At 63.2% G+C, this 19548-nt stretch carries 18 protein-coding genes; 10 read left to right on the top strand and 8 right to left on the bottom strand.

The window, feature by feature from the left end:
* Window positions 1-19: 19 nt before the first annotated feature.
* The 5 genes from MWU77_RS17335 to MWU77_RS17315 form a co-directional block, all read right to left on the bottom strand.
* Window positions 20-493, bottom strand: coding sequence for a hypothetical protein (locus tag MWU77_RS17335; RefSeq protein WP_247274337.1), 474 nt, complete (start codon window positions 491-493; stop codon window positions 20-22).
* Between the two features lie 292 nt (window positions 494-785).
* A complete protein-coding gene (locus tag MWU77_RS17330) occupies window positions 786-929 on the bottom strand; it encodes a hypothetical protein (RefSeq protein ID WP_247274336.1) in 144 nt (47 codons plus the stop codon).
* Between the two features lie 921 nt (window positions 930-1850).
* Window positions 1851-3146 carry a lipase family protein gene (locus MWU77_RS17325; RefSeq protein ID WP_374229901.1) on the bottom strand — a complete coding sequence of 432 codons (1296 nt, stop codon included), beginning with the start codon at window positions 3144-3146 and terminating at the stop codon, window positions 1851-1853.
* Between the two features lie 224 nt (window positions 3147-3370).
* Window positions 3371-4507, bottom strand: a complete 1137-nt coding sequence (locus tag MWU77_RS17320; protein WP_247274335.1) for a phosphatase PAP2 family protein — start codon at window positions 4505-4507, stop codon at window positions 3371-3373.
* A 114-nt stretch (window positions 4508-4621) separates the two neighbouring features.
* Window positions 4622-4903, bottom strand: a complete 282-nt coding sequence (locus MWU77_RS17315) for a MarR family winged helix-turn-helix transcriptional regulator (RefSeq protein ID WP_247274334.1) — start codon at window positions 4901-4903, stop codon at window positions 4622-4624.
* 470 nt (window positions 4904-5373) lie between these two features.
* Between MWU77_RS17315 and MWU77_RS17310 the strand changes: the two genes are divergently transcribed.
* Window positions 5374-5802: a hypothetical protein gene (locus MWU77_RS17310; RefSeq protein ID WP_169689736.1), complete on the top strand. Its 429-nt coding sequence runs from the start codon at window positions 5374-5376 to the stop codon at window positions 5800-5802.
* Window positions 5803-5940: 138 nt separating this feature from the next.
* On the opposite strand, the gene MWU77_RS17305 is transcribed toward MWU77_RS17310, so the two are convergent.
* Entirely contained in the window at window positions 5941-7296 is a 1356-nt protein-coding gene (locus MWU77_RS17305) for an MFS transporter (RefSeq protein WP_169689735.1), read from the bottom strand.
* 171 nt (window positions 7297-7467) lie between these two features.
* Window positions 7468-10575 (bottom strand): AAA domain-containing protein, encoded by a 3108-nt coding sequence (locus MWU77_RS24990; RefSeq protein WP_247274333.1) that lies wholly within the window; start codon window positions 10573-10575, stop codon window positions 7468-7470.
* Between the two features lie 153 nt (window positions 10576-10728).
* Here MWU77_RS24990 and MWU77_RS17295 point away from each other — a divergent pair, with 153 nt between their 5' ends.
* The 9 genes from MWU77_RS17295 (at window position 10729) to MWU77_RS17255 (ending at window position 18909) form a co-directional block, all read left to right on the top strand.
* Window positions 10729-11034, top strand: a complete 306-nt coding sequence (locus MWU77_RS17295; protein WP_169689733.1) for a hypothetical protein — start codon at window positions 10729-10731, stop codon at window positions 11032-11034.
* Window positions 11031-13421: a WXG100 family type VII secretion target gene (locus MWU77_RS17290; RefSeq protein ID WP_247274332.1), complete on the top strand. Its 2391-nt coding sequence runs from the start codon at window positions 11031-11033 to the stop codon at window positions 13419-13421. Before MWU77_RS17295 ends, MWU77_RS17290 begins: the two co-directional genes overlap by 4 nt.
* Entirely contained in the window at window positions 13418-14161 is a 744-nt protein-coding gene (locus MWU77_RS17285; RefSeq protein WP_247274331.1) for a hypothetical protein, read from the top strand. The genes MWU77_RS17290 and MWU77_RS17285 overlap by 4 nt, the downstream gene beginning before the upstream one ends.
* Complete coding sequence (locus tag MWU77_RS17280) at window positions 14151-14936, top strand: hypothetical protein (protein WP_247274330.1); 786 nt, start codon at window positions 14151-14153, stop codon at window positions 14934-14936. The genes MWU77_RS17285 and MWU77_RS17280 overlap by 11 nt, the downstream gene beginning before the upstream one ends.
* A 31-nt stretch (window positions 14937-14967) precedes the next feature.
* On the top strand, window positions 14968-15702 hold the full coding sequence (locus MWU77_RS17275; RefSeq protein ID WP_247274329.1) for a hypothetical protein: 735 nt from the start codon (window positions 14968-14970) through the stop codon (window positions 15700-15702).
* Between the two features lie 19 nt (window positions 15703-15721).
* Window positions 15722-16477: a hypothetical protein gene (locus tag MWU77_RS17270; protein ID WP_247274328.1), complete on the top strand. Its 756-nt coding sequence runs from the start codon at window positions 15722-15724 to the stop codon at window positions 16475-16477.
* 28 nt (window positions 16478-16505) lie between these two features.
* Entirely contained in the window at window positions 16506-17249 is a 744-nt protein-coding gene (locus MWU77_RS17265; RefSeq protein ID WP_247274327.1) for a hypothetical protein, read from the top strand.
* A gap of 144 nt (window positions 17250-17393) precedes the next feature.
* On the top strand, window positions 17394-18146 hold the full coding sequence (locus MWU77_RS17260) for a hypothetical protein (protein ID WP_247274326.1): 753 nt from the start codon (window positions 17394-17396) through the stop codon (window positions 18144-18146).
* Window positions 18136-18909: a hypothetical protein gene (locus MWU77_RS17255; protein WP_247274325.1), complete on the top strand. Its 774-nt coding sequence runs from the start codon at window positions 18136-18138 to the stop codon at window positions 18907-18909. The genes MWU77_RS17260 and MWU77_RS17255 overlap by 11 nt, the downstream gene beginning before the upstream one ends.
* A gap of 16 nt (window positions 18910-18925) precedes the next feature.
* Here MWU77_RS17255 and MWU77_RS17250 read toward each other — a convergent pair.
* Window positions 18926-19548 (bottom strand): integrase core domain-containing protein (locus tag MWU77_RS17250; protein WP_247274324.1); only part of this gene is annotated, 623 nt, incomplete at its 5' end.

Genomic DNA, 19548 nt, shown 5'->3' with positions numbered 1-19548 from the left:
AAGGTTCGACGTCGATCGATCAGAGAATTCCGCCGCCACTGCACGTTCCATCGGGCCGGACCGGAACCAAGGAACCGTCGGAGTAGACCTCGATGTAGGCGTAAGAACCGCTACGGACCAACCCTCTGGCCTGCGCGAACGGATCGGCTACCGCATCGGCCGCGTGATAGTGCTCGACGATGTCGTGCAGCAGGTCAAGCTTGTGGTCGACGAACGGAGGCCCCAAGTAGCACTGCTGGAGACAACCGAGTAGCACCCCGCCCTGACGCGTGTCGTACTCGTCGCGAAGCCACTGCATGATCTCCAGCTGCGCACGTCTGTCGATCGCCGTATCGAGAGCGCGAAACGCCGAAAGGATGTCTCCGGACCGAGGTTTACGCCGATTGATCAGCCCCTGCGGCGACGAGACCGGCGCCGATTTCTGGGACTGCGCTCCGACATTGGCGGCCTGCTGATGTGCGCCGACAACCCGCCGAGACCGAAATGACTGCATCGCAAATCTCCCCCCTCTGCCGATGGCCGACCTCCCCGGTTCGTCCAACGATCGAATCAACCGTCAATACGATAGGCGAGGGCACCGACATGTGCTCGGTCGGGCCAGTGTCCCGACCGCCGTACGAGCAGTTCGCTGCTTCCGCCATCCGACGGTCCGGTGATTATTGCGTCGAATTGGCGATCGATCACCCCGAACGCTTCTGTGTCGCCGATCGGACGAGGGGACCGAGCGAGGGGGGAACACGGAGATTACCGGGTGCCGTGCTCAGTCTTTCTCGGGTTCGTCCGTGTCAGCCCGACTCGAATGCCACGATGCGGCCGGAGCATTCGTCGAACCGGATGACCTCGCCGTCGGGACCCGGCGCGGGGGCGCGGAGGGTCACATGGTCGCCACCCCGCAGGAACGAAAACTCGGACCCGCTCGCGATCGCCATGGATCCTCCTCCACCCCAGGTCAATTCGAGGAACGAGCCGTGCTGCTACTTCTCCGGCCTCCGGGCGGAGACCGTGCGGCCGGCGAACGTCGGTGTCGCTGACCACGATCGTGCCCGCCCGGGCCACGGTAGCCGACGGGAAGGTGCTTCCAGTTCGGCAACAACGGCACCTGTTCGGGGCGGAAGGTTGGCCCGACGTTGCTGGCGTGGTATTCGTTGCCGTAGAAGTCGACGTAGTCGCGACGGTGAATGTCATGCGCAGCGTGACGTCCGCGTGGGAGTACAGCGCCGTGCAGATCCGCTCGGCGTCCGTGCTCGAGGCCAGGGTCGCTTGCAGTTCGGCGCGAAGGCGATCCCAAACGTTGATGGCATCGCCGACGATGGAAACCTCCTCCGCAGTGATCCCGTCGACCGCGCAGAGCTCGGCGCGCAGTCGCGTTGGACACGGCGTTCCGGCCCGGTGGAGTCGTGGAACGCACACTCACCAAAGACGGCACGCTCGACGTGCTGCGGTCCGAGCGCGGCGCCCTCGAACGCCTACTCGTCGAAGGCTTGCGCAGCAGTAAGGGCGAGATCCTCCTGCCCCTAACCAGGAACGATTCGCCCGTTGTGCACGTCGTGTCACGGTTCCGCGTCACATGTAGACAGAAACAACCTTTCCGGAACGACGCTTCTGTCTATTTGTGCAGCACACGCATCGAGGGCCTCAGCGATCCTCTCGCCGCGTCACGACCAGCTTTGCCGCGTCAGCGCCCCAGCCGTGCCACCGCCGCCCGGTACAGCTCGGCACTCGTGCAGATGCCGGTACCCCTCCTACACGCGAGTGCCGGCTCAGCAGCTGCCGTGAGCGCCGCAATGAGATGGCACTGCGTCCTTGCCATCCGAGTGATGGGCTGGGTCAAGATGTGCTTGGTCCGGCGGTCACGGAACCGGTGTGGGGGCGAGGTCGTTTCCGGGCCCGACCACGGCACAGTTCCCGGCCGGTGGTGCGCCGGCGAAGCGGTCGGTGAAAAATTGCGCCGTCTGCGCTTGGAACGGCATGAATGCCTCACCGTGCGAGAGTCGGTCGTACTTCGCGTAGGTGACGTCGACACCACGTTCGCAATACTGGTGCGCCAACCCTTCGACGTCGGCGGTGATCATCACCGAATCACCGGTGCCGTCGACGTCTCCGACCGCCAGCAGCATCGGCACCCGCGGAGTACCCGCCGTGCCCATGATGTTGTCGTTGATGGCACGGACCACGCCGGGGACCTCGAGCAGCGACGTGTAGGGAGCTCGGAGCATATCGGTGTCGGTCAACCCCGGGTATTTCGATGCGAATGCGTTGATGCACTGTGAGCTGACCGTGTCGACGATCTGTTGCCCGTACGGGTTGAGGAATGCCGCGGTGTCGAGGCCGTAGGTGCGCTGATACGCGACGATCAGAGCAGGGATGACGCCCGCCCAGCCCGCGCTGCCACTGACGTAGGGCAGATTGTGGGCCAGGTTCACCGGCAGGCCACCCGCTGCCGCGCCGACGATGTTCAGTTCGGGCGCATACGTCGGCGCAACCTCGGCGCCCCACTCGGTGGGCACCGAACCGCCGGAGTAACCGGCCAATCCCACCGGTGTCGACGCGGGAAGTCCCAGAACCGACTCCGCGGCACGCACTCCGTCGAGCGCCGCGTACGCGGACTGGCCTCCGATGGTCCACTCGAGGTCCGGGCCCTCGTAGTCCGGCACGACGACGGTGTATCCGGACGCGAGATAGCCGGTGATCACGGCCTGCTCGAACGTGCCTGCCTGACTGTAGGTGCCGTGCCCGGTGAGGGTATACGAGGGATCGCACTCGGACCCGAGCGCGTCGTATGCCATGTGGTACGAGATCATCCGGTCCGGTCCTGGCACCAAAGGTCGTAGAACTGTCGCGACCGTCGTGGTCGGCCGGTCGAACTGGTCGGTGGTTCGGTAGAGCACCTGTGTGCTCGTGATGGGTGTCGCCTGATCATGGAACCCGTACGGCACCGTCCGGGTGTCGAGCACCGTGCCAGGTGCGACGCCGTCCAATGGTCCGTCGTACGTGTAGAACGGGTCGGCCGACGGTAACGGAACCACCATCGGGGCCGAGGGCTGCGCGGTCGCGGCACCCACACCGGCGGAAAGCAGGACAGCGGCGGTGAATACGACGGAAGCACAATTCCGCACTGCGCCGGAGAACGAGCGGGCTCGGGGCATGATGGTCGCCTGTCTTGGACGGCACTCCCACCCGGGGCCCAGGTGGAGCGTCGTCCATCGTCGGAGGCGACGAAGAACCGGGACGGGACAGTTCTAGCCTGCGGAGCGACCGTCACACCAACGCTTCTCGCGCACCTGTCTCACATGATTGTCGAGCTTGCGCTGGTTGTCGCAGCAATCGAAGAATCGATCGACAAGACGCCCGCACGGGAAAATGCCCCACGTCAGACTGCTTCGTATGCTGCGGCGAGATCGATACGCATCCACCCGCCATTCGGCCCCGCCTGATCCAGCGGATAACCCGCGGGGATCGCGGTGCGCCGCAGGATGTCGAGCCGCTGCTCGTCGGTGAAGTCGGGGGCGACTCCACGCAACAGGACTGCGGCTTCGGCAGGAATATCGTTCGTCATCGACGGATCGATCCGCTCGAATCCGTACGTCATCCGTTCGTTGTACTCGGCGAGCGCGGTACCGATCGGGCGATACGGCGTGTCGGATGAGATGTATTCGTCGAGAGGCTCACCCACCGACCATTCGAGGGCTGCTCGCAGCTCGGCCGCGGCTTCATCCACCAAGCGTGCGAATGCCGGATCACTCAACCGGTCCGCAGCCGCAGCGTGGCCCATGATGCGCCCGCCCATGACGTCGAGGGGGTAGTGCACACCGAGCACGATCCGGCTGTTGCCCACCTCCGATGCTCGGGTGAGGATCTGCGGTGCCAATTCCGGAAGCATGTCCGCCAGCAGGATGCCGATCAGGTACGAACTCGATGTATGGCCCGAGGGGTACGAACTCGTCCCTCCGACCTCGGCGTACGGATCGGCAGCGCCGCTGACTCCGTCACCGAAGTAGTAGTGGATCCGGTCGGGCGCCACCTCGAACGGCCGCGGATTGCTCCAGTGCTGCTTCTCCAGGAGGGAAAGGTTCGCGATGCCGACGGCACGCCCGAGCTCACCTCCGAGAAGTGCCTGCACCTTGGGCAGCCGTCCCTCATGGAGCGCCGTACGGAACGTCTCGCCGAGCCCCTCGCCGAGACCGTCCGACAACGACAGCAGTCGTTCGTGGTTGCTGTCGAACAATGCCCGCTGCTGAGCAACTGCCGACGCACCGTTGTTGATCTCCACGGTCTGATCGAGATTGCGTTGCATCAGGTCAGGTCGGGTATCGCGGATCCCGGTGAATCCGTCGAGTACCGGAATGAAGGTGCCACGCGCGGGAAGGTCGGACGGGTACGGACCGACGAGCTCCTGCAGGGTGTATGGCTCGGCGACCGGGGGCGCCGGGTCGGCGTGAGCGAGCGTTCCCGACAACGTCATCGTCGTTGCCACTGCGACGGCACCAGCGCATCTGAGGAGCTTCATCGAGTTGTCCCTTCCCGAACCTGGACGGCCGTTCGGGAGACTACCTACAGCGTGCATGGAATGTATAGGTTTCGCTTCGCTCCGACCGGCGCACCTATCGAAGTAGAACTCGGATCATGCCGACGGATCGGTGATGCCGCGCAACAGCGTCAGTGTCTCGCGTAGGTCGTGCATGCGCTGGGCTCCGAGGTGCTTCGTCCAGTCCTTGTCGATTTCGGCTTCCTCGGCGCGGGCAACGGCAATCAGTTCCTCGCCGCGCGGTGAAATCCGGACGAGGCGAGCGCGGGCATCGGCGGGGTCGACTACTCGTTCGACGTATCCTGCGCGTTCGAGCTGGTCCACGAGGTGCGTGGCGGTCTGCTTGGAGACCAGGGCCTGCTCGGCGAGTCCGGACAACCTCGTCCCGCCGGGTCCGATCCTGGCAGCGATACCGGCCTAGACTCTCCCCTCGCGAACCGCTCGTCGACATTCTCGTCCATGGACAGGACATCGCGATCCCACTCGGCCGCACGCTGAGCGTCTCGCCGGAGGTGGCCGCAGACGCCGCGACACACATCGCGTCCTTCGGTACAGGATGGAAGTCGAAAGTGTTCCAGAAGAACCGCTTCAGCGCATCGCATCTCTGCGCGACCGACATCGCGTGGTCGACAGGCACCGGACCTGAGATCCGAGGACCGATGCTTACCCTCCTTCTGCTACTCGCCGGACGAGACGTCGATCTCGGTTCGCTATCCGGAGAGGGCCTCACCACGCCCACGACGAAATCGGCTCCGCAGCAAGCGCCCCCGGCGTGAGGATCGAGTGGGACGCCGACAGTCCGGACGAGGGACCCGCCGTCAGCGGCCCACTTCGGATACGTTCACCTGATGCAGATGCTCCGCACCGTGTCGATCATCTCGGTTCTGTGCACAGTACCGATCTGGCTTTTCGCCGTTCCGCAGTTGGTGTTCGCGGGGGTGGTCGAAGTCGGAGGCGGCGTCGAGATCATGGTGGTCTTTCCGACCCTGCTCGGGATACCCACCTCGTTCGCCGGAGCCGTTGCCGGTGCTGTCTGCATCGTTCAGCGGCGCCTGCGCGGATGGGCGATGATCCTCATGGGAGTCGGTCAGCTGACAACCATCGCGCTGGCCACCGCGATCATCGTGTGGGCGCTGGCGTTCGCGTCGACCGGCTGGGAACTGATCGTCCTGCCGTCGGCACTGATGCTGGGCCAGGCCATCGTCGCCGTCGGCCTGATCCGCTTGCTCTTGGTGCAATATCGTTCGTCCAGCGACGAATATTCCACCGAGGATTGAAGCCGGGCAGGGCGTTGTCCGCCGAAGATCTTGTCCACGAATTGTTTCCATGACTCACGGCCTGTAACACCGGCCCGGAGGCCCACGATCCTGGTCACGGAGCACGCCATCGCGGTGACCTCCGTGCCCACCTGACGCTCAGCCGACGTGCTCGCCGGTCGTAAGATCCTTCCCACTCGTCTCCGACGCCACCCATGCAGCGATGATCGTGATGCCTGCCGTGATCGCAAGCAACAAGCTGAGCGGTAGGCTCGACCCGTCCGAAGCCGCCAGCAGACTCGCCGCGATCAGTGGAGTGAAGCCGGCACCGATCAGGCTCGAGAGCTGGTAGCCGAGCGAAACCCCCGTGTAGCGGACTCCCGTGCCGAAGAGTTCCGACAGGAGTGGAGCGAGCGGCGCATACATCGCCGACTGAATGACCTGCCCGAGCAGTAGGCCGATCACCAGTAGCGTGGTGTCGCCCGAGTTGATCAGCGCGTACAGCGGGAACGCATACAGCACCGCCGCGGCAGCGCCGGTGAGGCTCACAGCACGCCTGCCGATCCGGTCCGACAAGGTCGAGAAACCCGGGATCGCGACGATCGACACCATCGACATCACAACGAGGACGCGCATGACCGTCGACGTGTCATACCCGATGGTCTTCGTATACGAGATGATGTGCGACGTGATCAGCGCAGTCAGCGCGAACGGACCGATTCCCACCGCGCATGCGAGAATCAGTGGCCGCGGACTGCGCAAGAGTTGCAGCACAGGAGGTTTCGCTGCAGCAGCTTCCTTCGCCTTTTCCGCGGCAACCTCGAACACAGGGCTCTCGACCACGCTCATCCGGATGTAGAGGCCGATCACCAGCAGCAATGCGCTCGCGAGGAATGGGATACGCCACCCCCACGAGTTGAACGACTCGTCGGGCAGTAGCGTCGCGATCATCACTGCCAGCGTGGACAGCAGGAAGCCGACAGGCGAGCCGAGCTGCATGAGCCCGGTCCAGAACCCGCGACGACGGGGATCTGCGTGCTCGGCGACCATCAACGCGGCACCACCCCACTCGCCGCCCACCGCGACGCCCTGCACCACGCGCATCGTCACGAGGAGGATCGGCGCCAGCACACCGATCTGCTCGTATGTGGGTAGCACCCCGATGGCGAAGCTCGCGATACCCATCATGACCATCGTGATCACGAGCATCGACTTGCGGCCCAGTTTGTCGCCGAAATGCCCGAAGATCAGACCACCGATCGGCCGTGCAACATAGCCGGCAGCGAGGGTTCCGAAGGCCGCGATGGTCGAGACCGCCGAATTGGACGCGGGGAAGAACAGATCGCCCAGTACCAAGGCAGCCATCGTGCTGTAGAGCAAGAAGTCATAGTACTCGATCGTCGTACCCAGGAGGCTCGACAAGGTGACCTTACGCAGTTGTGATCGATCGACCACCGTCTTGGCGTCACGAGACGAGTGTGGCTCTTCGACCGACGCCGGCACGCGTGGGTTCATTCATCACTCCGAATCACTAGTTGTGTCATGACTCACGTCACAACTGCGACCCTTCCGAACCATGCGGAGCAATTACATACCGATTTCCGTTCAGCGGAAACTGAGGTTGGTCCTGACATGTCTGGCCCGTATCGCGGCCCACACCTGCGCGCGGTGTTCGGTTCTGGTAAGTCACCGACTACGCGCAGGGTTGCCGCCCAATTCCCTTGCTAGCACATCGAACCGCGGGTGCCGCGACCACGCCGAACGATCCCCGATCACATACAGGCGCTGCTTCGCCCTGCTCACGGCAACGTTTGCAAGGTTCGGTTTCGACGACGCCCACCGCTTCGCGCCTTCACGGGCCGGGTCGCCTCCCAACACCAGGACGACGACCTTCGCCTCCCGTCCCTGTGCGGTGTGCACGGTTCCGGCGGTAATCCCGTCGTACCGGGAACGAAGCCCCGCGAGACGTCGCGCGACGTCCTTGAACGGACTGAGCACGATCACGTCGTTCATCGGATGATCCCTGCTCATCAGGTCCTCGAGAAGTTCGACGAGTCGGTCGTGTTCGGCCTGCACGAAGTGGCCGTTCGACGTCCCGGTCACGTCGTACCACTGCGACGGCGGCAGTTCACGGTCCGGTTGCGGATTCCCTCCGTGGATCATCGTGCCGCCGTACGCGATGGTGTTGACGACAGAGAACATCGGCTCGGCACATCGCCGGTGCACACGCAGGGGCGCACCTACCCAGATCGGTTCGTCGTCGCCTGGCAAGGTCGTTCCCCACCGTGTGAGACGGTCGGCGATGGACTGTGTCGACGACCGCGCAGGCAACCACCGTTCGTCCACGCCGAACGCACCCCGCACCTCCTGCTGTGCCCGGAACGGCAGAGTCACCACAGGCTCGAGTTGCGGGTCGCCCACGACGACGGTCCGTCGCGACCTCCAGATCGCCCCTACGGGGTTCTGAGGTGTCGCCTGCCCGGCTTCGTCGATGAGCAACCAGCCGAGCGCTTCACGTCCGAGCCCGCGAAACACCCGGTCGAAGGAGGCGAATGTCGTCGACACGAGCGGCACGACGAAGAACAACGCACGCCACGCATCGGCGACGGCAGCCGGGTCCAGGTCGTGTGGCTCGTTCCCCGCGACTACGTCCATCGCCCCGTGCAGGCTCTGACGCATCTGTTTCGGCACCTGCGCGAGGAAGTCCTTGTGAAGGTCGAGCGCGGCCACGAACAGTCGCGACCGTGCCTCGTTCAGGGCCTCGTCCAACCAGGGCGCCGCGAGTTCCCGGGCCGGGTCGTCGGCCCACTCGAGCCCAGGCATCGCCCGGCCCCATCGCTGACGCAACTCGTCGAGAGAGCGGTCGAGTTCGTCACGCCGATACCGCACTGCGTCGGATCGCTGCACGAGTTGACCGTGGATGCTTTGCAGGTCAACCAGTTTCTGGAGAGTCTGCTGATGTGCCACGAACGCGGCGGTGTACTTCTCGTCCCATCCCGCGAGTGCGTCGGTCAATCGGGTGCGGTGCGACTGCCACCGCCGACGCTGCTCACGTGCGCCGCGGCTCATCCGCCACCACGCGACACGCTGCTCGTTGTGCGCGGCGAGCTCGTTGTCGACTGCGGCCCGGCCCTGCTGGAGGCGGTCGATGGCACCGCGTTGCACCACCTCGATGTCAGCCGCAGAGCGGAGTGTCTCTGTGTGGGCCGCTATTTGGTCGAGTACTCCTCGGAGCTCGCTGTCGCGGTGTGCTCGTTCACGATACTGCTCGTAGCCGCGCTGACGTTCATCGATCATCGCGGCGACAACGTCCCGCGCGCGGCGATACTCGGCGACGGCGTCGTGCCACGATCTGGTCGGCCCGGCCGATTCGAATTCCTTGAGGATCGACTGCAGTCCTCGTCGAGTGGCTTTCTTTCCGCTGCTCTTCTCGTCGAACCAGAGCGTGTTCGTGAATCCGGTGCGGTAGCTCTTTCGTCCGAGCCGGGCGGCGGTCAACCCCCAGGCCTTCGAATCCTTGCCGGTGTCGTTCAAGAGCGCCGTTGCGATGTCTGCGAAATAGTCGGTGTCGAACCGGTCGGAATCGATGGCGTCGACCGCGGGCATCTCGAAGCTGATGTTCTCGACGGCACCGTTGTTGGACGACGCCACCACGATCTCGAATCCGTGGAAGGCGTCTGCCCACCGCTGCACAACCCTCGTGTACTCGCCGGCTTTCCAGCGGTGCGGCGTCGCCGTGAACGCGTCGGCCGGGCTCGCGAGATGTGCGAGTCGATCGGCGCGTTCGACGACGACCGCGGCGACGAGGTCCCGCAGCAGCGTCGATTTCCCTGTTCCCGGCGGCCCGTTCACCGCGAAAATCCCGGCGTTGCTGTGTAACTCATCCATGATCGTGTTGACGGCGAACTGTTGCCCGAGCGCCAAGGGATGTTCGGGTTTTCCTGGCCACCGGCCGGGCGGAGTTGCTTCGGGTCGGCACGCCACGAACGACGCAGCCGGCACAGCACTGACGTCGACGCGCCGCGCCGTGTCGAGGGCTGCATCCTCGGTGAGGTAGTGCGCGAGGCCTGTGCCGATGTCCCCGGCGGCGACTCGACCGGCCACCTTCCCCAGGTCGGCGGCGATGAAACTGTTGAGAAAGTCGGTGCCGTCGAGACCGTCGGACTGCTTGACCTCCACCGACCGAACACGGATCTCGGCGCAGTCGATCATGCCGTTCACTCCCACAAGCGTGGCGATACGTTGCCGTATCGCTGAGAGCCGTTCGGCGTCCAGGGGGAGGCGGCATCCGCAACGGGGGTTGATGCGCTGTTCGTCGTCGAGGAGTTCGGCCAGAAGTTTCTGCGCTTCGTCCAGTCCGTGCAGCCAGGACGTGGAAGCCGGGCCCGGGTTGCAGGTACGCCCGGCCGCCCACGCCAGCCCGGACAGCACCTCGGACCCGGAAACAACACAGCCGTATCTGTCGACGACAAGTGCGGCCACGGCGCATTCCCCCGACGGCCGCGGATCGTAGTTCTCGTCGCCCGGGGCGAGGATCTCGTCGACAGCGGACCACACTTCGTCGATGCGATATACGCCGAGGTAGATGATGTGCTGCCGCTCGTAGCCGGCGCGGCGCGGCGGTAGACGCAGACGGTGGCCGTGTTCCCACGGCAGCAGATCGTGAAGCGTCATCTTCTCCACAGGCGACAGGGTGTCGAACTTGTCGACCTTCGGTACCTGTTGAGGGCTGAACAACTCCACCGCTCGCCAGAACTCGATGACGTCGCTCTGCCGACGATAGTCCCCGTCCACCGCTCCCCCTCGCTGCGCATTCAAGATCGGTTGCGAACCCTAGCGAAGGGTGCCGACACCTCGACCGGCCGACCGCGGAATTGGCGAACACCGACCGAGGCGCTAGTCTGTGGCGGATCGGACAAGGGGACCGATCGATGGGGGATCATGGGGATGACCAACACGCTCGAAGCCGACCTGCCACAAATCCGGTCGGTGTCACGCCACTTCGATCTGCATGCAGAAGAGATCTGCGAGATAGACACCTCACCGATGAGGGCTCGTTCGACAAACGGATACCTGCAGGTCTCATCCGTCGCCGCGGCGCTCGGCGACGCCGAGGCAGCAACCCGTCGCGCACTGCTGATCCTCGCTGATCGGGCATGGGCACTGCACGACACCATGAACCGCGTGTGTGAGGACTACTCACAAACCGACGAATACTTGAGGGACGAGCTCGCGAGGGCAGTGTCCGCGTGATTCCCTCGGTATCCGATGTGCGTCAATGGACATGGTCTGCACTGTCCGAACAGGCGACCTCGACCGAGTCGGTCGCCACCCGACTCGAGGACGCCCGCGACTCGATCCACGCAGCCACCAACGACCTCTGGTCTGCATGGACAGGTATCGCTGCCGACGCCGCAGCTGGTCACCTCGACCGCGAACGCAAGTCCGACACCACCATCTGCTACGAACTACGCGAAATCGCCTCCGCTACCAGAAGAGCCCACGAAGATCTCGCACACGCAGCACGCGTAGCTCTCGACAGAATCGCCGCCGCCGAACGAGCCGGCTTCATTGTCGGTGACGGGGGCGTCACCGCCGGGCCGGACTTCACCGGGGTCTACGAGGGAGAACCCGACGCCGCCGCGCATTGGGGCATGATTCAGGACGCACTGCGGGTGGTCGGCGAGGTGGACGACGACCATGCCCGCCGCATCACCGGCATCATCTCGAACCTCATCGACGTCACACCAGCACCAGCAGCCTTCTCCCCCGACGAAGCCGCCCACGACTGGGCCATGCTCACCGATGGCACGGTCACGTCCGAAGATCTGGCACGGTTCACCACGAACCTTGCCGCAGCAGGTCTCGACCCGCAGTCTCTCGAGGAGCTTGCGAACGGCAAGGTCGTCACGGCTCTCCCAGCGGGCGCGTTCGGCTACCTCGAGAACCTGTACGGCGAAGCCGGAGCGGATGGCGTCATGGAGTTGCAGCAGCAACTCCTTGCCGACGGCAGCACCTCAGCACTCGACGCCCGCGACAGTCTCGCAAACGGAATCCTCGCACTGTCGAACGAACAGGTCCGCGACGTCGACGACGACCGCGGCGGATGGGACCGCCTACCCCAGGACGTCCGCGACCTCGTCGAAGCGCGTCCGGGCTCGGCCCAGCTCGACGGCTACCAGGTCCCGCCCACCTTGTCCGCATTCATGGACACCCTGCCGCCCGACGTCCGGAGCGAGCTCGAGTCCGAGCCGGGGGCCGCAGCCACGGCGCACCGCAACGCACTCGCCAATCCGGGGGACGCCGCGTACATCGACTCGGTGATCCGCGGACGCGAATTCTGGGAGTTCGTCGGAACCGGGAGCGGCACTCCCGGTGCCGAACTCGGCACGAAGCTCGTCGAATCTGCCGCATCGCAAGCATCCGTGATCGATTCGATTGGATCCGGCACCGGGCCGTACGACACCATCCCCATCACGGTCGGTCACGCCGGCGAATCGATGCTCGACGTCGCCGCCAGCAACCACGACGTCAGTGCCCGCGTGCTTGCAGGAGACCTGGACGGAGACGGCCGCCCCGACATTCAACGCGACGACATCCTCACACCACTGTTCACTCATGACTGGGACGACGGCGGCGAATCTGCAGGACGCCTCACCAATTGGATGACCCACGAAATGGGCGACGCCCACGCTGCCGGCGACCCCGCACGTGTCGACCGAGCGGAGCGTGCTGCACTCGATCTGTCTCAGTATCTCGCGCACGAAGAGAACTTCGACCGTTTGATGGACGTCCACGGCGACAACACCCCCAACATCGGTGAGGTGAATCCCGGGCTGGTTCGAGCATTCGCCGATGGGTTGCACGGGTACATCCCCGAGCTTGTCAGGGCGGATAACGTGGGTGACTGGAAACAAGACAGCCTCGAATCGCCCAATTTCAACGAAGCCGCGCGGCGCATATTCACCCTCATGGCGACGGACCAGGAATCCAGTGCCATATTCGGAAGCGCAGCGACTGCATTCGGTCGGTACTACGCAGACGATTTCGTCGAAGGTCCCTCGTACCTCGGTGCCTCCAACGCGGGTCGTCTCCAAGCGCTGCTCGACACCGGGATCTACAACGCCGGAAGGGAAATGTTCGACGATCGAGCTCGGATCGACGAGTTCGTGCAGCAACGCCGGGAAGACACGTTCAATACGAACTACACGGTCATCCGGAATCTTGTCGCACTCGATCCTCGCCTCAGCGGCACGGTCGGATTGATGATGGACGTCAACAGCACCTCCATCCGAGACGCGTTCGTGCCCGCATTCGAAGACCCGGAGGCAACCCCGTTCACGGGAGACTTCAGTCGATACAGCGCGCCGAACGCGTACAACCTGCTGGAGAATGCAGTCGGACGGTACGGGCTACCGCAGGATCCAGATATCGTGTATGACCTTCGCTCGCTGGGAATACTGGGATCCGACGGCACCCTCACGTACCCGAGCGGAGACCCACCGCTCGATCGAATTACCAACCTGGCCGACATAATTTTGGATACCCACGGAATCGACTTCTCGAAGTTCCGTGAGTATTACATCGATGCCTACGGAAGTGTCGCGCCCACAAATAGAGAACCGAACGCCACACGATGAAGAAACCATGCACCCGCGCGGTCATCCAATTCATCGTCACCACAACACTCGCTGCCGCCATCGCGGCGTGCGCACCGGCAGCGACTCCACCTCCGCTCGAGCCTGACCCGTTTGCCGCACTCGAAGCCGACGCACAAGTCATGTCGCACCGCTGGTTCGCGTCCGACGGCGTCGACCTCGACTCACCGGAGATCCAAGTGGCTCGCGGCTACATCGAGAGCGAAAACAACTACGACCGCACCGCCAACCCAGACACCCTCTACCCAGGCTTCAACGACGTCGCCCACGTTCAGAAATCACCACCGACACCACGAACCGGCACGATCGACCACCACATCCTTCAAATAGAATCCACTAGCCACTTAGGCCGACCAGCCACAGAAATCCACGTCTGCGACGTCTACATGCGAACCGCCATGCCGACCGCCACCGCCTGGATACGCATGGAAACGCGTTTCTCCTCATCCCTCCGGATCCAGCAGACTGATCAGGCGACTGACACTCACCCTACTCTCGACTACGAGCATCGCCTGCCGTATCCCACCTGGAACATCTTCGATGGCTGGGAAGTCGAACGATTCACAGATAAACGGATAGGCGAGAGCGATCCGTGGCGCATCTGCAGAACAAGGATGCCGGGATACAACCGCGACACCCCTATAACAGAGCAACTCGCCGCAGCTCCCGTCGTCGAACCGTTCTATCCCGGGTGGCCTACTGTCGTCGACGATGGCGAGTAGAAGCATGATCACCTCCGGAACGGCTCCCGCAGAAACTCTTTCGACCCACACGTATGTCCGGATTCTCGCTACCGCAACGCTCGCCGCCGGCATCTCGGCGTGCGCACCGGCAGCGACTCCACCACCCCCGCCGGAGCCCGACCGCTTCGCTGCGCTCGAAGCCGACGCGAAGATCATGTCGCACCGCTGGATTGCACCCGAGGGCGTCGACCTCGACGCCCCGGAACTACAAGTGGCCCGCGGCTACATCGAGAGCGAGAACAACTACGACCGCACCGCCGACCCCTTGACCCTCTACCCCGGATACAACGACATCGCCCACGCGTACAAGTCACAACCGACACCACGAACCGGCACGATCAACCACCACATCCTCGAAGTCGAACCCACCACCCACCTGGGTCGACCCGTCACCGAAATCCACGTGTGCGACGTTTTGATGCAAACTGCTATGCCCACTGACGCCGGTTGGACTCGCATGGAAACCCGCCTCTACACATCACTTCGATTGCAACCGGCTGATTGGACCGCAGGCAGCCCGACCATTCTCGACTACGACAACCGTCGCCCGTATCCCACCTGGGACGTCTTCGGCGGATGGGAAGTCGAGCGCTTCACCGACAAGCGGATGGGATACGAAGACCCGTGGAGCATCTGTGTGACAGGTATGCCCGAATACAACTTCGACACCCCAATAAAGGAACAGCTTGCCGCAGCTCCCGTCGTCGAACCGTTCTACCCCGGATGGCCCACACTCGTCGTCGACGATGAATAGGAGCGCGGACACATCCGGAATGGCTTGCGCGGTGAAGCATTCGAGCCGACTTCCCATCCGACTCCTCGCCACCGCGACACTCGCCGCCGTCATCTCTGCGTGCGCACCGGCAGCGGCTCCACCGCCGGAGCCCGACCGCTTCGCCGCACTCGAATCCGACGCACAAGTCATGTCGCACCGCTGGACCGCACCAGACGGCATCGACCTCGACTCACCAGAACTACAAGTGGCCCGCGGCTACATCGAGAGCGAAAACAACTACGATCGCACCGCAGACCCCAACACCCTCTATCCCGGATACACCGGCGTCGCCGATATCCCAAGGTCTCCGGCTACACCCCGGACCGGGACAATCGATCACCACATCCTCCAAGTCGAATCCACCATGCACCAAGGGCGACCCGCCACCGAAATCCATGTCTGCGACGTGTACATGCAGACCGCAGAACCCACCGCCACCGGATGGACGCGCATGGAAAGGCGCGCATACATGTCCGTTCTGGTTCAACAGTCCGAGCGAACTGAAACCACACCCATACTCGACGATCAACACCGGCTGCCATATCCCACCTGGAACATCTTCGACGGCTGGAAAGTCGAACGCTTCACCGACAAGCGGATGGATGACGACGACCCTTGGAGCATATGCGTGACACGTATGCCTGGATACAGCCTCGACACTCCAGTCAAGGAACAGCTCACCGCAGCTCCCGTCGTCGAACCGTTCTACCCCGGATGGCCCACAGTTGTCGAAGATGACGAATAGGAGCGCTGGATCGTCGAGAATGACTCCTGCAGCGATACATTCGATCCTCAGGTACGTCCGGCTTCTCGCTACCGCGTCACTCGCCGCCGTCATCTCGGCGTGCACACCGCAGGCCGCTCCCCCACCTTCGCCGGAGCCCGACCGCTTCGCAGCACTCGAGGCCGACGCGAAGATCATGTCGCACCGCTGGATCGCACCCGAGGGCGTCGACCTCGACGCCCCGGAACTCCAAGTGGTCCGCGGCTACATCGAGAGCGAAAACAACTACGACAGCACCGCCGACCCCGCCACCCTCTACCCCGGATTCAACGACATCGCCCATGTTCAGAAATCACCGCCTACACCACGAACCGGCACGATCACCCACCACATACTCCAAGTCGAACCCACCACGCACCTCGAACAACCCGTCACCGAAATCCATGTCTGCGACGTCCACACACAAACCGCTATGACCACCGCTGATGGATGGACCCGCATGGAAAGGCGCTTCTACACATCACTCCGACTCCAACAGACCGAGCGAGCCACCAACCCCCCACCCAATCTCGACTACGAACATCGACTCCCCTATCCCACCTGGAACATTTTCGACGGCTGGGAAGTCGAACGCTTCACCGACAAGCGGATGGGCGAGAACGATCCGTGGCGCATCTGTATGTCGCAGATACCGGGAATCACTCCGGATACTCCAGTGCAAGAACGACTTCAGGGACCCCCTGCCATAGAGCCGTTCTACCCCGGCTGGCCGACCCTCGTCGACAACAACGAGTAGGAGAATGATCATCTCCGGAACTTCCGCAGTGAATCATTCGACTTGGATGCTCATCCGGGCCGTCGGCATCACAACTCTTGCCGCAGTCATGGGGGCGTGTGCCCCCGAGACCGCTCCGTCGCTCCCACCGGAACCTGACCGCTTCGCCGCACTCGCTGCCGACGCAAAGATCATGGCCCATCGCTGGACGGCACCAAACGGCATCGACCTCGACTCACCAGAGATGCAAGTGGCCCGTGGTTACATCGAGAGCGAAAACAACTACGACCGCACCGCCGACCCCACCACCCTCTATCCCGGCTACAAGGATGTCGCCCAGGCGTACATGTCCCCACCTACACCGCGGACCGGGACGATCACCCACCACATCGTCCAGGTCGAACCTACCACCCACCTGGGACGGCCCGCCACAGAAATCCACGTCTGCAGCGTCCATATGCAAACCGCCAAGCCCACCGCAGCCGGATGGACCCGCATGGAGACTTCTTTCGATACCTCGCTTCGAATACAACAAGCTGACTCGGCCCCAGACGCCCCACTCGCTCTCGACTACAACCATCGACTGCCATACCCCACTTGGAACGTCTTCGACGGCTGGGAAGTCGAACGCTTCACTGACAAGCGGATGGACGATGACGCCCCGTGGCGAGTTTGCACATCACACATGCCGGGATACAACCGGGATACTTCCATTACCGAACAGCTCACTGCGGCTCCCGTTGTCGAGCCGTTCTACCCCGGCTGGCCCACCGTTGTCGACGACAGCGAGTAGAACGATAATCACCTCCGAAACGACTCCTGCAGTGAATCATTCAATCGAGAACGAACTGCACGATTTCACCCCCATAGCGACGGACCTGGAATCCAGCGCCACATTCGGAAGCGCACCTACCACAAGGGAGTCGAGCAACCCACGATGAGACAGTCCACCACCCGAAAAAACATCATCGTGTTCGTCACCGCAGCATTGACCTTCACGACAGCAGCCTGCACAACACCCGCCCCCGCGCCGACACCACCCGAACCCGAACAGGTCTCCTTCGCAGCACTCGACGCCGACGCAAAACTGCTGTCACATCGGTGGACTGCACCAGACGGGGTTTCACTCGACTTACGAATACTACAAGCGGTCCGGTCCTACATCGAAAGCGAACGCACCTACAGCCACACGTCAGATCGAGCCAGCGTCCACCCCGGATTCTGGGATGTCCAAAGCCCATGGGAAGCCACTCCCATACCTGAATACGGGACGGTCTACCACCACATCCTCCTGATCGAACCCTCCCTCCACATCGGCGAACCCGTCACAGAAGTATTGGTGTGCAGCAACTATATGCACACCGCGATATCCACAAAGCACGCATGGATACGCATCCGTAGATGGCTGTACACGCCCCTACGAATCCGGCTGACCACCGCCCGCCCTGCCACCACTCCAGCACTCGACTACGAGCATCGACTTCCCTATCCGACGTGGAATGTATTCGAAGGCCTCGAAATAGAACGAGCAGATAGCTACCGCGACAACGGGCGGTCCATGTGGACCATCTGCGATGAGAACATGCCGGGATACAACCCGGAAGCACCTCAAGAGGAGGAGCTTCCGGCCGCTCCCGTCGTCGAACCGTTCTACCCTGGGTGGCCCACAGTTGTCGAAGATGATGAATAGGAGCGCTGGATCGTCCGGAATGGCTCCCGCAGCGATACATTCGATCCTGACGTATGTCCGGCTTCTCGCTACCGCGACGCTTGTCGCCGTCATCTCGGCGTGTGCACCGGCAGCGACTCCACAACCCCCGCCGGAGCCCGACCCCTTCGCCGCACTCGAAGCCGACGCGAAGATCATGTCCCACCGCTGGACCGCACCAGACGGCATCGACCTTGACTCACCAGAAATACAAGTGGCCCGCGGCTACATCGAGAGCGAAAACAACTACGATCGCACCGCCGACCCTGCCACCCTCTATCCCGGCTTCAAGGATGTCGCCCACGCGTACAAGTCCCCACCTACACCGCGAACCGGCACGATCAACCACCGCATCCTAGAAGTCGAACCCACCACCCACCTGGGTCGCCCCGTCACCGAAATCCACGTGTGCGACGTTCTAATGCACACTGCGATGCCCACTGACGCCGGTTGGACTCGCATGGAAATCCGCTTCTACACATCACTTCGAGTGCAACGGGCTCATTGGACCGCAGGCAGCCCGTCCATTCTCGACTACGACAACCGTCGCCCATATCCCACCTGGGATGTCTTCGACGGATGGGAAGTCGAACGCTTCACCGACAAGCGGATGGATGAGGACGCCCCTTGGCGCATCTGTGTGACCGGCATGCCCGAATACAACTTCGACACCCCAGTACGGGAACAGCTTGCCGCAGCTCCCGTCGTCGAACCGTTCTACCCCGGGCGGAACTTGTCAAGGTGATTGAGTCCAGCAGGTGTTACGCGGCGGCTTGATCCGTCATGGCTTCGAGGCCGTCGCTGGTGGCGGGATTGTTGATCCAGGCTTCGGAAGGCAGGTCGAGGATCTTCGGTCCCCGTTTCGAGGTGCAGAATCGCTCAGGGTGATTCCGTCGGGCCTGGTCGAGCACGGTGGAGCGTTCGGCAGCCTTCTGCGAGGCCAACCCGAAGTGGACGTCGGCCGGGGTGTGCAGGCCGATGCCGGTGTGGCGGTGTTCGTGGTTGTACCAGTGAACGAACGAAGCCATGAACTCGCGCGCGTGGTAGAGGGACCCGAAGCGTTCGGGGAACTCGGGTCCGTACTTGAGGGTCTTGAACAGCGACTCGGAATACGGGTTGTCGTTGGAGACTTTCGGTCGCGAATGCGAACGGACCACCTCGAGGTCGGCGAGCAGGGTCGAAACGTGCTTGCTGGTCATCGACGTACCCCGATCCGCGTGCACCACATCTGGAACCCCATGCACTGCAAAGATTTCTGTCATGAACTCCGCTGCGAGGATGCCGGACTCGCGGGTCTGCACATGCACTCCTACGATGTAGCGGGAGTAGATGTCGATCATCACGTAGGCGTCGTAATAGACCCCGCGGGCCGGGCCGGGCAGTT

Source organism: Rhodococcus sp. F64268 (assembly GCF_023015605.1).
In the GTDB taxonomy this organism is placed as follows: domain Bacteria; phylum Actinomycetota; class Actinomycetes; order Mycobacteriales; family Mycobacteriaceae; genus Rhodococcus.
Note: the sequence above shows the minus strand (reverse complement) of the source record. Positions and strands in the feature narration are given on the sequence as shown.

What these genes read in the sequence shown, in the direction of transcription:
- MWU77_RS17335 (WP_247274337.1), bottom strand. Translation starts at nt 493, where the DNA reads ATGCAGTCATTTCGGTCTCGGCGGGTTGTCGGCGCACATCAGCAGGCC.
- MWU77_RS17330 (WP_247274336.1), bottom strand. Translation starts at nt 929, where the DNA reads ATGGCGATCGCGAGCGGGTCCGAGTTTTCGTTCCTGCGGGGTGGCGAC.
- MWU77_RS17325 (WP_374229901.1), bottom strand. Translation starts at nt 3,146, where the DNA reads ATGCCCCGAGCCCGCTCGTTCTCCGGCGCAGTGCGGAATTGTGCTTCC.
- MWU77_RS17320 (WP_247274335.1), bottom strand. Translation starts at nt 4,507, where the DNA reads ATGAAGCTCCTCAGATGCGCTGGTGCCGTCGCAGTGGCAACGACGATG.
- MWU77_RS17310 (WP_169689736.1), top strand. Translation starts at nt 5,374, where the DNA reads ATGCAGATGCTCCGCACCGTGTCGATCATCTCGGTTCTGTGCACAGTA.
- MWU77_RS17305 (WP_169689735.1), bottom strand. Translation starts at nt 7,296, where the DNA reads ATGAACCCACGCGTGCCGGCGTCGGTCGAAGAGCCACACTCGTCTCGT.
- MWU77_RS17295 (WP_169689733.1), top strand. Translation starts at nt 10,729, where the DNA reads ATGACCAACACGCTCGAAGCCGACCTGCCACAAATCCGGTCGGTGTCA.
- MWU77_RS17285 (WP_247274331.1), top strand. Translation starts at nt 13,418, where the DNA reads ATGAAGAAACCATGCACCCGCGCGGTCATCCAATTCATCGTCACCACA.
- MWU77_RS17280 (WP_247274330.1), top strand. Translation starts at nt 14,151, where the DNA reads ATGGCGAGTAGAAGCATGATCACCTCCGGAACGGCTCCCGCAGAAACT.
- MWU77_RS17270 (WP_247274328.1), top strand. Translation starts at nt 15,722, where the DNA reads ATGACTCCTGCAGCGATACATTCGATCCTCAGGTACGTCCGGCTTCTC.
- MWU77_RS17260 (WP_247274326.1), top strand. Translation starts at nt 17,394, where the DNA reads ATGAGACAGTCCACCACCCGAAAAAACATCATCGTGTTCGTCACCGCA.
- MWU77_RS17255 (WP_247274325.1), top strand. Translation starts at nt 18,136, where the DNA reads ATGATGAATAGGAGCGCTGGATCGTCCGGAATGGCTCCCGCAGCGATA.